Origin of the sequence: Acetitomaculum ruminis DSM 5522, assembly GCF_900112085.1 — a bacterium.
GTDB classification, from domain to species: Bacteria; Bacillota; Clostridia; order Lachnospirales; family Lachnospiraceae; genus Acetitomaculum; species Acetitomaculum ruminis.
Genome location: NZ_FOJY01000007.1, coordinates 84158 through 99057 on the forward strand (window position 1 = coordinate 84158; position 14900 = coordinate 99057).

The following is a 14900-nucleotide window of genomic DNA, read 5'->3' on the forward strand; positions in this document are numbered from 1 at the left end:
TATATAGAAGGAGGAATGGCATGAAAAAAAGAAATTTTATTAAGTTATTTGTAGCTTTGATGGTAATTGCTGCGATAGGAGTAGGAAGTACCCTGGCTTATCTTTCAGATAGAACAGAAAAATTAACTAACGTATTTACCGTTGGAAATATAGATTTAAAACTTAAAGAATCATGGACATATCAATCTCCAGACCACGAAGGATATACAGCTTATTACGGTGCTCATAGTTTTGAAGCAAATTTTGAACCGTTACCATGGAATATACTTCCAGGATACAGGAATGATGGAGTTGATTATAATTATCTTGCACCAGGGCATTATATCTTAAAGGATCCTACTGTTTTTGCAAAGGCATCAGCAAAATCCTTGATATATGTTTATTTGGGAAACGCAGAGGTGGCAGATTTAAATGCAGGTACAATAAAACTAAAAACCAAAAAGTCTACAGACAAGACATTAATATTTACCTTGGAGGATATGTGGGAAGTATACGAAGCTAATGCAAAAGATGGGATTATTCTAAAATATAAAACCCAGGATGGTGATGAATTTGACTGGGATGATGCTAACAATCCTGGAAGCTATATGCCTATATTTAAGTATTTTAAATATAATAACAACATGTATACTACAAGAGTTCCATTGGATTATGAAAATGGTGTTACATATCAGAATCTTTCAATACAGGCATTAGGAGTACAGGCAAAATTTGTTTCAGGTAATTCATCAGTTGAAAGAAAGATTATAAAAGAAAAAACCGGATGGTTGAAATAAGTGCAAGGAGGAATGGTATGAAAAAAAGAAATCTGATTAAAGTTTTGGGAGCAATGGTAGTTTTGGCGGCCATTGGAGTGGGAAGTACTCTGGCTTATCTTTCAGATAGAACCGGTACACTTCACAACACCTTTTCAATAGGAGATGTAAGTATAGCACTCAAAGAATCAGCTGTGGAATCCTGTGAATGGGGATTTAAAGATAAAGATGGAGCAAATACCTGGACAGTAGATTTTTCCCAGGGAGAAAACGGTATCATAAAAGATGGAGTAAAATATGAGGGCATTGTAGCAGGGGAATATATATATAAAGACCCGACAGTTTTCCCTGTGGCATCCGTACATGCTTGTATTTATGTGCACCTTGGAAATTGCGAAGTAGTAGATGAGCAAAACGGAATCATTAGAACAAAAGTTATAGATGCTACTGATAAATCATTAGAATTTAAACTATGTGATAATTGGTACATCATTAATAAAAATGCAAATGGTGGCATAATTATTGAAGACTTTGGTGGTGGATGGGGTGAATACTATGATCAAGGAACCTCCATGGCTATATTTAAAGAATTAAAAGATGATGCAACTGGTGCAGTTTATACAACAAAATTACCTGATAATTTTGAAGAAGATTCTACATTCCAGGACTTAACAGTTCAGGCTATGATAATTCAAGGTGAGCATATTTATAATAATGAAGATATCGCTTTGATAAAAGCAAATACTGACTGGTTAAATGATTAATAAATATATAGAAGGAGGAATGGCATGAAAAAAAGAAAATTGATTAAATTGTTTGGAGCAATGGTAGTTTTGGCAGTCGTTGGAGTAGGAAGTACTTTGGCTTACCTTTCAGATAGAACAGATACACTTACCAATGTATTTACAGTTGGAGATGTAGAATTACAGCTTAGGGAATCAAATGTTTATCATGTGGAGGAATCAGGATATATAGATGCGGATTTTGAGTATACTTGGGACGTAGATTCTTCTACACAAAATCCAAATGTAAATAATGGAGTAGATTATTCTGATTGTGCGCCTGGTGATATTATTTTAAAGGATCCAACCGTTTTTGCAAATGCAACAGTTAAATCACTGATATATGTGTATTTAAAAAATATAGAGGTAGTGGATGCAGATACTGGAAAAGTACAAACAAAAGCAATTAAATCTACAGATAAGTCGTTACAATTTACTTTACACAGAGATTGGGAAATATATGAGGCAAATGCAAAAGACGGTATTATTATAAAATATAAAACCCAGGATGGTGATAAATTTAACTGGTATGATTCGTCTGAAGATACCGGGGATTATATGCCGGTATTTGAAGAATATCGTTGGTTTCTAGGTAGTTATGAATATTATACAACAGAAATCCCAAGTGATTCTGAAAGAGGTGCCACATATCAGGATCTTGATGTTCAAGCACTCGGGGTGCAGGCTAAATATGTATCCGGTGATGCTACAGTAGAAAGACAAATAATTAAAGAAAATACAGACTGGTTAAACTAATTATTAAAAATATATACGATGAATTTAATCCCTTGTTTTAAAGTAATGCATAAACTTTAAAACAAGGGGTTATTTTTGTCATATAAAAGTCACACGGATTTATATAAATTGCAGATATAACTAATTATTATGATACTAAAAAAAGAAAATTCGATTTAGAATCTTACACTTGGGTTTAATGATGATTTTTGAGATATTTAAAATATCATTTTTCGGTAATATGTGACTTGCCTGTGACATTGTAACAATATACTTAACACATAAAAAAGAGAGTTCGTGAGGTACCATAGACGAATATAAACAGTAATTAATTGTTTACAAGGAGGAATGGCATGAAAAAGAGAAATCAGATTAAAGTTTTAGGAACAATGGTAGTAATAGCAGCCATTGGAATAGGAAGTACTCTGGCTTATCTTACAGATAAAACAGATACTCTTCATAACACCTTTTCAATAGGAGATGTGAGTATAGCACTTAAAGAGTCTGCAGTAGAATCTTGTGATTGGGGATTTAAAGATAGTGATGGTGATAATACCTGGACAGTAGATTTTTCACAAGACGCAAATGGAAATATTAAAAATAGCGTAACATACGACGGTCTTGTAGCAGGTGATTTTATATATAAAGATCCTACAGTTTTTCCTGTGGCATCAGTAAGTTCTACTGTATATGCTTATCTTGGAAATTGCGAAGTAGTAAATGAGGATCAAGGAATTATCCAAACAAAAGCGATAGCTTCTACAGATAAATCCTTGGAGTTTACTTTGGATGATTATTGGGAAATATATGAAAAAGATGCAAATAAGGGCATAGTTTTAATGTATACCGGAGGAGGCTGGTGGGCAGATCACTTTACTCAGGGAACTTCCATATCAATATTTAAAAAATTCAAAGATGAGACAACTGGTGCAGTTTATACAGCCAAATTACCAAATGACTTTGAAGAAGATTCAACATTCCAGAACTTAACAGTTCAAGCTATGATAATTCAGCATAATTTTATTGAGAATGATGATGTAAATAATCTGATTAAGACAAATACGAACTGGTTAGATGACTAATGTATGGATTTAGAAGGAGGAATGGCATGAAAAAGAGAGATTTGATTAAAGTTTTAGGAACAATGGCAGTTATTGCAGCTGTAGGAGTAGGAAGTACCATGGCATATCTTACAGATAAAACAGATACCCTTACTAACGTATTTACAGTTGGAAATATAGAATTACAGCTAAAGGAATCTAATGTAGTTCATGATAGCGAAGATGGATATTTAGATAATGATGGAGAGGTTTTTTGGACTGTAGATTTTACCACAGATTATCAATATGGCAGAAAAAATGGGGTAGACTATTCAGAGTGTGCACCAAATGAGATTATTTTAAAGGATCCCACAGTTTTTGCAAATACATCAGTTAAATCACTGATATATGTGTATTTAAAAAATGCAGAGGTTGTGAATGCAAGTGCAGGAACAATAAGAACAAAGGTAGTAGAAACTACAGATAAGTCTCTACAATTTACCTTAGAAGATTGTTGGGAAATATATGAAGATAATGCAAAAGACGGTATTATTTTAAAATATAAAACCCAGGATGGTAATACCTTTACTTGGTATGATCCTTCTGATGGTTCAGGGAATTGTATGCCAATTTTTAAGGAATGTGTAGCTAACGGAAACGGTACAACAGAAATCCCAAAAGATGCTGAAAGAGGTGCCACATTCCAGGATCTTGATATTCAGGCATTAGGTGTACAGGCAAAATATGTATCCGGTGATGCAACAGTAGAAAAACAGATTATTAAAGATAATACAGATTGGTTAAACTAATTATTTATCACAATATATAATGTAATCAATTCCCTCGCCTTAAAAATATTTAATAAGGCGGGGGTTTGTATATAAGGTGAAAAATATTTATTGTCAGCTACTTAAAGAGTTGACAGGAAGGAAAAGCAGGTACTTCTTCAAAGTTATTTGTAGATAAGCTTGTTATGCCGGCAGAACTTGGAAATAAATGGGCAAATTGTAAAGTTGATGTAAGCTATGAAGCTGAGGCAGTTCAATATGACCACTTTACAAGTTGGGATGATGTTGATAACAATAAAATAACCGTGGAATCATACGAGTATTAATAACCCTATTCTACAATCCTTAAAAGGTTTTTAGTTACATTTGTCCACAGTAGAAAAGATAGATTCTGATAAAAGAATTTATTTTAGCTTGAAATATGTGACTTGTATGTGACGCTGAATATATATAATGGTCACAGAAGTTGAGAGTAATACTATATTAAATAACATATGCAAGGAGGAACAATGCATGAAAAAAAGTAAAGTCTTATCAGTAATTGCAGCTTTATCAGTTGTTGCAGTTCTTGGAATAGGAACAACAATGGCTTACTTCACAGACACAGAAGATGCTGCAAATTCTGCTTCAACCAGTAGAGTAGATATCTCCCTTACAGATGAGGGAACAAATACGGCTAAAATAGTACCTGGTGATACAATCAAATTCAATCCTGTAGTAGCAGTTGCTCAAGAATCGGCAGATGCAGCTGTAAGAGTTAAAGTAGAACTTAAGGTCACAAAAGAAGTAGCTACATCACAAACTAATATTGCACAGTGTGTAGCAGATCTTGAGAAGATGGTTAAAGGAGAATTTGGTAATAACAACGCATACGCAGCATGGCTTACAACAGATTGGACAATTGCTGATGTTACTACAGATACCAGTGCAGGTACAGTAAAATTTGTAGCATATTACGGAACCAAAGCTACACCAGCACAATTTAAAGCAAATACTTCTTCAAAGGTATTTACAGATACACAGACTATACCTACAGAACTTGGAAATATTTGGGCAGATTGTAAAGTGGCTGCAGCTTACACCGCTGAAGCAATTCAATACGAGCATATGCCTGCAGATGTTTGGGATGCAGTTGATGCTGGAACAATCGCTATAGAATCATACGAATATGTAGCACCGTAAGTAGAAAATAGAATATGCCAACGGCAAGGCACATTATTCTATAAATAAGGTTATTTTTGGCAATTAAGACAGGGTTTGATAATTAAGCTAAAGGTACACGGGTTAGAAATTGGTAGAGCGTGAAAACCTGGTGTATCTTTAGCTATATCAATAAAGGATTTTGAGATTTGTGAGACGGAGGATATTGAGATAAGTGAAAAAAACACTTAAAAAAATATATAATTGTATGTTGAGGTAAGTAGTTATGCAAAGGATAGAGAAGAAAAAAGGCAATCAAAGCTTTGTTATAAATGTGCGAAGTCAGGAGAATCATACCTGGCAGGGTACAATCTCCTGGGTAGAGGGGAAAAAGCAGGTTAATTTTAGAAGTGCTTTGGAATTAATGAGGCTTATGGATTCTGTTTTATCAGATGATACAGAAAAAGGTGAGAGTCTGGTAAATGAATAAGAAAATTTTAAAAATATTTAGCAACGTAGCCACTATTTGTTTAGTGGTTATTGTTTTATTAACCATACCGGTTGCAATGCCTAAAATACTTGGATGGGAAGCATATTGTGTTTTATCAGGAAGTATGGAGCCGGATTTTGGCATAGGCAGTCTGATTTATGTAAAACACGATAATTATAATGAGGTTCAGGTAGGAGATGTAATTACTTACAGATTAGGTACTGATACTGATGCCGTAATGACCCATAGAGTGATAGAGATAGACGATGAAAATGATGCTTTTATAACAAAAGGTGATGCCAATGATGATAAGGATTTGGAGCCTGTTAAATTTAAAAGGCTGATAGGAAAACCATTCCTGGTGATTCCTTTTTTGGGGTATCTTTATAATATTTATGGAAATTTTTATGGAAGAGCCATTATGTTTGTTGTTTTTATAATTGCAGCTTTGGTATATCTGGGAGAAAGTTTAGTTGGAAGAAAAGAAAAAGAAAAATAGCAAAGCTGGGTACAGTGTAATAATTGTAATTGGGCTTTGCTTGATTTTGTTTTCGGCAGTAGCTTTATTTTATATAGGATATGGCTATTACACTGCTCAAAAAGAATATAAGGACATTACGCAAGAATATTTAAAAGAGGATAAATTAAAAGACTCAGATGACTGGTGGTATAAAGGTGTTCATATAAACTTTGATGATCTGGAAAAAATAAATCCCGATGTAATCGGCTGGATTCGTTTCGATAATTTAGGGATAAGTTATCCTATAATGCAGACAGATAATGATAAAAGCTATCTTAAAAAGACATTTTTTGGTAATAAAAACAGTGCAGGTTCGATATTTTTATCTTATATGAATTCTTATGATTTTAGCGATTATCATAGTATTATTTTCGGGCATAATATGATAGACGGTTCAATGTTTGCAAAATTAAAAAAATATGCCGACATTGATTTTTATAAAGAAAATAAATATTACACCATCTATACAAAAAACAAGGTTATAAGAGTAGAGATATTTTCCGCTTCGTCCATAAGCCCTAAGAGTGATATTTATACAATTTATAACAGCTATGATGATACTTATCCGGATTTTGTTAAAAATCTGAAAGAAAAGTCTACCTATGATACGGGAGTTGAGGTGAATGATAAAGATAGAGTAATTACCTTATCAACCTGCTATGGAGACTATAAAAGATTCGTAGTACATGGAAAAATAATAAAAGAGAAAGAAAATAAATAAAGTTATTTAAAGGCATTACCGTATGAAAAAGTAATGCCTTTTTGTCAGTAAAACATTGATAGATTAAGGCTTTTTTACAGTAAGTAGGCATCCTCCCGAAAAAAAGGAGTAAGAATAATATAAAAAAGCATAAGTCCAAACCAGGCTAAAAACATATAGGGAATAAAACTTATATAGATATTTTTATAAAGCATATAAACCCCACCTAATATAACTCCTAAAAGGCTTCCCCAAAAAATAAAAGGACTTCTTTTTCTTTTTACTTTAACAGGGCAGTGGTCTAAGAGAATAATGCCGGTACTTTCGGCAAGTTCTATGGCACTTTTTGAAAAATAGGAATTTGTCATAACTACACCCACATCACAACCATAGTATTCCATTCCGGCATAAACTTCCTGAACAGCCTTGTTTCCCACATATCCACTGTAGTATTTACATTGAATGGCATATTTAAGCCCCTTTTTAGTAGCCAATACATCGACTCCCTGGTCTCCGATAGCTACAGTGACATCAACATTTTTAAAGCCGTTTCGCCTTAAAAGTTCTGCGCATACATATTCATAGGCATAGCCATCCTTTGCCTTTGGAACTCTGAAACCAAATATTTGTCCGTATAGCCATTTTAAAGGAATAGAGAGCAGGTCAAGTAATTTAAAGGTTATTTTTAACAAGGTAAATATAATTTGAAAAGGTAACAATAGTAAACCCATTTTTTCTCCAGTCTAATATTTATAATTTGATTTTTTTCTCCATCATTTCAGGATTTGAGGCATTTCTAAGGGCAGTTGCTCCGGTGATTTTTCCCTCTTTATAAAGGGTAAGAATACTGTTATCCATAGTAATCATCTGCTTATCCTGGGATGTTTGAATAGCGGAATCAATCTGATGAATCTTATTTTCTCTTATCATATTCCTGATGGCAGGAGTAAGAGTCATAATTTCAAATGCCGGCAGTATTTTTCCATCTACAGTTGGAAGAAGCTGTTGGGAAACAACTGCTCTTAGTACCATAGAAAGCTGAATGGCAATCTGGTGCTGTTGGCTTGGAGGAAATGAGTCCAAAATCCTGTCAATGGTATTGGCTGCGCCAATGGTATGAAGGGTGGAAATAATAAGATGTCCGGTTTCGGCGGCAGTCATAGCCACGCTCATGGTCTCATAATCCCTCATTTCGCCCAACAAAATTACATCCGGACTCTGTCTTAAAGCAGCTCTTAAAGCTGTTAAATAGCTTTCTGTATCAGATGAAATCTCACGCTGACTTACTATGGATTTTTTATGTCTGTGAAGATACTCTAAGGGATCTTCCAAAGTAATAATATGTTTTTGACATTCACGATTGATTTTATCAATAAGGCAGGCCTGGGTAGTGGATTTTCCGCTTCCGGCAGGACCTGTTACCAAAATAAGACCTTTCGTCATTTTGGTAAGGTCAATAACACTTTCAGGAATACCAAGCTCCTTATGATCCGGCAGGGAAAAAGTAATTACTCTTATAACCGCAGAATCAGAACCACGCTGCTTATAGGCGCTGACTCTGAAACGGGAGCAGTTAACTATGGAAAAAGAAAAGTCATCATCCCCTTTTTTGTCATAGAGTTGTCTTTTTCTATTTCCGGCCAGTTCATATATTTCATTTAAATAATTAAATGTATCCTCAGGTTTAAGCTTATCCTCACTATAGTGATACATCGTTCCCTTTAATTTGTATGTTAATGGAATACCGGCTACTAAAAAGATGTCAGAAGCCCCTAAATCCACTATTTTTTCCAAAATTTCTTTAATCAAGATTTTATTTCCTTTCCATAATACTATTAAAAATCATTAACTTCCCAACACATTTAAGGAATTGTCTTGTTTATATTCATTTGTGGAATTCGTTTGCCACTTGTATATGGTAAATAATTCTTTTTCACTGTCTTTTTTGGGATAATTTACTTTTAGGGAAACCAATAAGGAATCATTCTCGCCAAAATCAACTGTAAAAGAAATATCTTCTCCTTCAAGCTTTACTTTATCAGAAAGTGATTTTTCAAGTTTTTCATAATAATCAGAAATATTTTCGCTATCATTATAAGCTTTAAACAAGCTTTCATCAACGGATTTTAAAATATCCTGGGCTTTGGAGCATGCTTCATAATAGTTATTGTAATTTATGGCGGTTTTTTTTGAAAGTTTGTAGTTGGAATTGGAGGTAATTATAGAAAGAGTCGCAAAAGTAACCATTCCAAGCAATGTAAGACTTATTAAAATAATACTGGCACCAAAGCCGTTAAATTTAAAGTTTGACATGTTTTTTCCTTTCAAAAATTAATTAATGGTTTCCGGGATATATTTTTGTACAGATAGAGAATAAACTTCAGAATCTTCAAATATATTTTTTATGGTAATAGAAGCCTTGGCCATTTTTCCAATATCATATTCATCCTGACTTTTTTCAAGATAAAGTACATAGGAGGCTTCTTTCTTTTTAATTATATTAAAATTTTTATCAAAATATATTTCATAGCAATTTTTATCAGCTTCCTTCATATCTGCTAATATGTCCACCCTTGACATATCACCTTTGGCATTTAAAAAGCATTCTGCATAGTTGGAAGCAATATTTGTTGCAAAGGTTAGTTCATCAGTGCTTTTACTAAGGGTATGAGCCTTTACAAAAAGCTCTATACATACTACTGCACAAAGAGAAAAAAACAATATTGAAATTGTAATCTCCATGAGAAAAATCCCGGAGGAGGAATGTTTATTTAATTTTTTCATAGGAATCTCCTCTTAATTAATGGTATTAATATATATTTTCTGACAAATATCCCCGAAAATACAATCTGCTTCAATAAGTCCCGATTCTTTCAATGAAAAATCCACAGACTGTCCTGTAAGTATTTTTTCCCCATCATTAGGGCTAAAATCAAGGCCTTTTTCCACAACAATTTCTCTGACACAGTTGCTGTAGGAATATATATATGTTGAATAGATACTTTTTCCCTTTTCTTCATCTAAAACCAGCATGGAAATACCGTTTTTCTCCTTAAGATATATTCCATCCTTGACATTTAAACGCCGTACTTTCTGGGATATATAGGAAGAAAGGGTTCTTACATTATAGTCCTTATCCATTGTATTTACCGTATTTTTATAAACATTTGCACCTAAAATAACCAGTAAAAAGGTTAAAGAGGCAAATAAGCCAAAAAGGACAAATACAAAAAGATGTTCAATTATATGTTTATGATTTCTTTCACTCATCATTAGTATTCCTCCAGTTTTTGGCAATTACGCTGTAAGAGGGCATTATATTTTTTCCAATGGGCTGATAATCAATAAAATACTTATCAGTGTCATATACCAGTCCATAATTTTTTTCAATATATAAAAGACTGTCAGGATAAGATCCTTCCAAGGCATAGCACTCAACAATACTTCTTTTAAGAGCCTTTTCCAAAAGCTCCTTTTCATTGTCAGAGCTTATATTGCTAAAATATGAAGCTGAAAAAATAAATATTGTTACTAAAATTATGAAAGTAACAGCAGGCAATGATATGAAAGATTTTATCAGTTTAAAATGATAATGTTTTTTAAATCTGTTCATTTTACCTCCTAACCGATATTAGCCATTATTGCAACTAAAGGAAGCAGTACGGAAAGTAATATAAAACCTACAATTACAGATAAAATAATTACCAGTGTCGGCTCTAAAACAGAAATCATTTTATCAATGGAATTATTGGTTTCATCTTCATAGGATTTTGCAATTCTTTCCATAACTGTATCAATACTTCCTGAGGCAAAACCTATATCTATAAGCCTTATCTGGGTATTGGAAAAAATCTTAGAGGTTTTAAGGGCATCTTTAAAGGATTCCCCTTCTTTTGTAAGGGAAAGACACTTATTTGCTTTTTGAAAAACCTTTGTATCCTTAACAAGTTCCAAAGCCATTTCCATACTTCTTTCAGTATCAAGACCACTGTTTAAAGAAAGGGACATGGCATTGGCAAAACGACCGGTAGCCATTTTTTCCTTGAAATTTTTAGTCAGAAAGAAATTTATAAAGGAGGTATTATTTCTTATATTTACTAAAAAGAAGAGCAGTAATAAAATAGCCGCCACTACGATAAAAAACACAAGGGATGTACCGTTTAAAAAGTTTCCTATACTTAAAAGTGTACTGTTTATGCCCTTCATTTCTGAACCTAATTGATTATATACTTTTTCAAAAACCGGAAGAACCTTGGTTACTAGAACAAATATAACAATAATCATCATGCCAATCATAATAAAAGGGTAGGTTATGGCATTTTTAATATTTAAAAAAATGTTTTCTTCTCTTTGATAATAATTTGAAAGAGAGTTTAAAACTTCTTCAAGACTGCCTGTTTCTTCACCTATGTGAATCATATTTAACATATAATCCGGAAAGGAATCGGTATTTTTTAAAGCTTCGTAAAAGCTTTCTCCTTCATCCAGTTTTTTATAAATTTCCGTAAAAAATTCTTTTAATGTATCAGTTTCAGCATCTTCCATCAAAAGGGAAATCCCTTCATAAATTGTTATTCCCGAATGTAATAAAAGGGCACACTGGGAAGAAAAATCTGATAATTCAACATTATTTAGCTGTTTCATAAAGACCTCCTAATAAACATATTTTGTCTGGTAATCGCTTTTGTCTGCGGTGAAATCTTCAGGTTTTGTGGAAGTGGAACTGGAGGCCATAGTCGGATCCATAAGCTCCCAGCTTGTTCCATTAAATTTGATAATACCGTTTATCCAGCCGCTTTTTTGTGTATAAATACTTATCCAGGCGTGATAAATATCCCTTACATAGCCAATTTCAAGTCTGGTAGGAATGCCCTGGACTCTTAAAACACAGGCAGTTAATGAAGCATAGTCAAAGCAGATTCCTTTTTTTAATGAAAAAATTTCATCAAGATTTGGTATATAACCGCTTTGAACATTTTTTGCCTTGTCATAGTCGTATTCAAAATTGTTAATAATGTAATTATAGGCATTGGTTACAACGTCTATCTCATCTTTGGCATTCTTGGTAAAATCCTTTGAAAGTTCAACACATTTAGTATTAGAGTTGAAGTTTACATATTTTGAAGGATATAAATAAGGACCGAATTCATTTGTAATATTAACATCTATACTTGTGGCAAAAACCGTGGAATATTCGTCTTTCTGGATATTTTCAAATACTTTTATACCATAGCTTCCTGATTGGGAAGTAAGAGGGAAAACTTCATATCCGTCATTTTCCATGTTATAGGTATAAGTAATATTATTATTACCTGTAATCTGAAGCTTTACCTTTTCATTTGAGCCCTTGTAACTAATCATTATGTAACCTTCTGATGCGTTGGAATAATCGAGACTTACTGTTTCGTTTTCTTCTTTAAGCACATCACTGGCAGTAGGCACAAGGACAGTTACCTGACCATTATTATAGGAAACAGATTCATCCCCGTTTTCTTCTCCAGAAGAATTGCCTGGGCTAGAAGAGTTATTATTTTTATGCCATTTAGAATCATTGCCAGGGGTTTTATTATTCTCAGTTTTCGTACAACTGCATAAAGCAATGGTTGCTATAATTATTGTAAGTATGATTTTTAATCTCTTCATTTCTTACCTTTCCGGGAAAATTACTTTACTATACCTATAAGTATTTCGGCATGATTTCATTGCTTTTAACTTAAGCTCAAGAAATTACTCCCCCTAAGTGAAAAAGGTGGTGAGGACAACAAACTTGACTAAAAAACAGATATAGCTTAAATTTTAAATATGAATAAAAATTTGGACAAATTTAAAACTTTATTAATATATATAAGTTAAAATATATCAAGGAAATTGTGCCCTGTGAAAATAGTGACCTTTGTCCTATTTATAATATATCAGATTTATATTAATTCACCAACTATTTTTATAAAAAGACATTAAGTTTGTGAATTAGTTAATTATACTTAATGATTTTTCTGATTATTTTCCCTGATTAAAGGAAAATTAAAATTACTAAAATTTGGAAAGGAGATATTATGAAAAAGAGAATTATTAGTGTTGTACTTGCATTTTCGTTGGCAGTTGCCAATATTTTACCCGTGAACGCCCAATCTGATTTAACACCGGATTCATTAGAAGAAACTGATACATTAAATGATGATAATAAAGTAGATACAAAACAAGAGGTAAATGAAGAAGATAATAATCAGATTAGTGATAAAGAAAAAGAACTTAACGCCCTTCTTACCAGTGCAAAAGAAGCTTTGAAAGAACTGGCTTCTCAAAAAGATATCATGGCATTGGTATATCTTACAGATTCCTATGATTTAAAAGAAAAACCGGATAGTTCATCAAATAGCCTTGAAAAGCTTACTTCAGGTGATACGGTTTTTATTAAAGATATTGAAATAAATGATGGCAAAATATGGTATTTTGTGTCTCATAACGATAAAAAAGGATACATAGAAAAAGCTTATCTTGCCTATTCTGATGAGGATTTTATAGCATTTGAAGATAAATATGTAACAGAAATCAAAAATCTACTTGATACTTTATATGCTTTGGATGACGGGGTTTTATGTGCCAAGTCTTCAAATTACGCGGATATTGCCCAGTTTCCTTCAAGCTATCATTCATATCTTAATGCCTTAAAAAAAGCTCATCCAAACTGGACTTTTGTTAAGCAAAATACCAATCTTAACTGGAGCAGTGTTATTGCAAATGAAAAAGGAGCAAAGAGTCTGGTACCAGGTTCGTATGTGGCAGCCTACAAAGATGGAGCTTACGGAAGCGGAGGCTGGTATTATGCATCTGAAGCAGCTATTAAATATGTAATGGATCCTAGAAATTATTTAAATGAAGACAGTATTTTTGCTTTTGAACTTCTTACTTATAACAGCTCCTATCAAACAAAAACAGCTGTTTCAAAGGTACTTGCCAATTCCTTTATGAGTGGGGCTCTAAGAGATAATAAATCCATGACCTATGCAACAGCTTTTTATGAAATAGGAAAATCCCTTGGGGTAAGTCCTTTGTTTTTAGCCTGCAGGGTTTACCAGGAACAGGGGGCAGCCGGAACTTCACCACTTATTTCCGGAACTTATTCAGGATATACAGGTTATTACAATTATTTTAATATAGGAGCAAGCGGTTCAACAAATGCCCAGGTAATAGCCTCAGGACTTAGCTATGCAAAAAGACAAGGGTGGAACAGTGTTTATAAAGCCCTTAAAGGTGGCTCACAGATTGTAGCATCAAGTTACATTCTTGCAGGACAGGATACTCTTTATCTTCAAAAGTATAATGTAACCTCAAAGAATACTTATAATCATCAATATATGCAAAATATTTTTGCACCAATGAGTGAGGGAGCTTCAGAAAAAAAGGCATATATGAATACCGGTTCCATAAATAATACCTTTGTATTTAAAATACCGGTTTATAACAACATGCCTTCAAGTGCTTCACCTAAGCCTACTGAAAACACCTACAATTTAAAGTTTGACAGAAACGGAGGAGACCCTGATACAAGTAAATATTATATGTACTGGGTTTATGGTCTCAAATATGGTACAACTTATAAAGTTGCAAAATGCAATTATGTAAAATCAGGATATGACTTTGCAGGTTGGAATACAAAAGCAGACGGTAGCGGAACAGCAGTTGCCGATCAGGGAAGTTTTAAAAACCTTACCAAAACCAATGGGGCTACGGTTACCTTGTATGCCCAATGGGTAAAGAAAGGATCTGGCAACACCTATACGGTTAAATATAAAATAAATGGTACTGGCACAGGCTCCATGTCAAATCAGAAGATAACCTATGGAAAAACAGCTAATTTAAAGGCAATAACTTTTTGCAGAACAGGTTATATATTTACCGGCTGGAACACAAAAGCTAATGGTTCCGGGAAAAAATATGGAGATAAGGCAT

19 protein-coding genes are annotated in these 14900 nt (G+C 33.3%); 11 read left to right on the forward strand and 8 right to left on the reverse strand.

Annotated elements, in window-relative coordinates:
* Window positions 1-20 precede the first annotated feature (20 nt).
* The 10 genes from BM153_RS06010 (at window position 21) to srtB (ending at window position 6971) form a co-directional block, all read left to right on the forward strand.
* The gene (locus BM153_RS06010) at window positions 21-776 is read left to right on the forward strand and encodes a SipW-dependent-type signal peptide-containing protein (protein WP_092871749.1); all 756 of its coding nucleotides are present in this window, start codon (window positions 21-23) and stop codon (window positions 774-776) included.
* Window positions 777-793: 17 nt separating this feature from the next.
* Window positions 794-1519, forward strand: a complete 726-nt coding sequence (locus BM153_RS06015; RefSeq protein WP_092871751.1) for a SipW-dependent-type signal peptide-containing protein — start codon at window positions 794-796, stop codon at window positions 1517-1519.
* Between the two features lie 24 nt (window positions 1520-1543).
* Window positions 1544-2293 (forward strand): SipW-dependent-type signal peptide-containing protein, encoded by a 750-nt coding sequence (locus BM153_RS06020; RefSeq protein ID WP_092871753.1) that lies wholly within the window; start codon window positions 1544-1546, stop codon window positions 2291-2293.
* 332 nt (window positions 2294-2625) lie between these two features.
* Window positions 2626-3354, forward strand: coding sequence for a SipW-dependent-type signal peptide-containing protein (locus BM153_RS06025; RefSeq protein ID WP_092871755.1), 729 nt, complete (start codon window positions 2626-2628; stop codon window positions 3352-3354).
* A 26-nt stretch (window positions 3355-3380) separates the two neighbouring features.
* Window positions 3381-4121 (forward strand): SipW-dependent-type signal peptide-containing protein, encoded by a 741-nt coding sequence (locus tag BM153_RS06030; protein ID WP_092871757.1) that lies wholly within the window; start codon window positions 3381-3383, stop codon window positions 4119-4121.
* A gap of 164 nt (window positions 4122-4285) precedes the next feature.
* Entirely contained in the window at window positions 4286-4426 is a 141-nt protein-coding gene (locus BM153_RS13690; RefSeq protein WP_177205593.1) for a hypothetical protein, read from the forward strand.
* A gap of 187 nt (window positions 4427-4613) precedes the next feature.
* A complete protein-coding gene (locus BM153_RS06035) occupies window positions 4614-5282 on the forward strand; it encodes a TasA family protein (RefSeq protein WP_177205594.1) in 669 nt (222 codons plus the stop codon).
* 244 nt (window positions 5283-5526) lie between these two features.
* Window positions 5527-5730 carry a hypothetical protein gene (locus BM153_RS06040; RefSeq protein WP_092871761.1) on the forward strand — a complete coding sequence of 68 codons (204 nt, stop codon included), beginning with the start codon at window positions 5527-5529 and terminating at the stop codon, window positions 5728-5730.
* The gene (locus tag BM153_RS06045) at window positions 5723-6229 is read left to right on the forward strand and encodes a signal peptidase I (protein WP_092871763.1); all 507 of its coding nucleotides are present in this window, start codon (window positions 5723-5725) and stop codon (window positions 6227-6229) included. The genes BM153_RS06040 and BM153_RS06045 overlap by 8 nt, the downstream gene beginning before the upstream one ends.
* Window positions 6204-6971 (forward strand): class B sortase, encoded by a 768-nt coding sequence (srtB, locus tag BM153_RS06050; RefSeq protein ID WP_092871765.1) that lies wholly within the window; start codon window positions 6204-6206, stop codon window positions 6969-6971. Before BM153_RS06045 ends, srtB begins: the two co-directional genes overlap by 26 nt.
* Window positions 6972-7045: 74 nt before the next feature.
* Here the strand turns inward: srtB and BM153_RS06055 are convergent, their stop codons facing one another.
* From BM153_RS06055 to BM153_RS06090, 8 genes are read right to left on the reverse strand one after another with little or no spacing between them, the layout of a single operon-like run.
* Entirely contained in the window at window positions 7046-7681 is a 636-nt protein-coding gene (locus tag BM153_RS06055; protein ID WP_092871767.1) for a restriction endonuclease, read from the reverse strand.
* Window positions 7682-7700: 19 nt separating this feature from the next.
* Window positions 7701-8762: a type IV pilus twitching motility protein PilT gene (locus BM153_RS06060; protein ID WP_092871769.1), complete on the reverse strand. Its 1062-nt coding sequence runs from the start codon at window positions 8760-8762 to the stop codon at window positions 7701-7703.
* Between the two features lie 33 nt (window positions 8763-8795).
* A complete protein-coding gene (locus BM153_RS06065) occupies window positions 8796-9263 on the reverse strand; it encodes a hypothetical protein (RefSeq protein ID WP_092871771.1) in 468 nt (155 codons plus the stop codon).
* An 18-nt stretch (window positions 9264-9281) separates the two neighbouring features.
* Window positions 9282-9734: a hypothetical protein gene (locus BM153_RS06070; protein ID WP_092871773.1), complete on the reverse strand. Its 453-nt coding sequence runs from the start codon at window positions 9732-9734 to the stop codon at window positions 9282-9284.
* 12 nt (window positions 9735-9746) lie between these two features.
* Window positions 9747-10223 carry a DUF4860 domain-containing protein gene (locus BM153_RS06075; RefSeq protein ID WP_092871775.1) on the reverse strand — a complete coding sequence of 159 codons (477 nt, stop codon included), beginning with the start codon at window positions 10221-10223 and terminating at the stop codon, window positions 9747-9749.
* Window positions 10213-10563: a hypothetical protein gene (locus tag BM153_RS06080; protein WP_092871777.1), complete on the reverse strand. Its 351-nt coding sequence runs from the start codon at window positions 10561-10563 to the stop codon at window positions 10213-10215. Before BM153_RS06080 ends, BM153_RS06075 begins: the two co-directional genes overlap by 11 nt.
* Window positions 10564-10571: 8 nt before the next feature.
* The gene (locus BM153_RS06085; protein WP_092871779.1) at window positions 10572-11594 is read right to left on the reverse strand and encodes a type II secretion system F family protein; all 1023 of its coding nucleotides are present in this window, start codon (window positions 11592-11594) and stop codon (window positions 10572-10574) included.
* 9 nt (window positions 11595-11603) lie between these two features.
* Window positions 11604-12593, reverse strand: coding sequence for a transglutaminase-like domain-containing protein (locus BM153_RS06090; protein WP_092871781.1), 990 nt, complete (start codon window positions 12591-12593; stop codon window positions 11604-11606).
* Between the two features lie 410 nt (window positions 12594-13003).
* Here BM153_RS06090 and BM153_RS06095 point away from each other — a divergent pair.
* Window positions 13004-14900 (forward strand): InlB B-repeat-containing protein (locus BM153_RS06095; RefSeq protein ID WP_177205595.1); only part of this gene is annotated, 1897 nt, incomplete at its 3' end.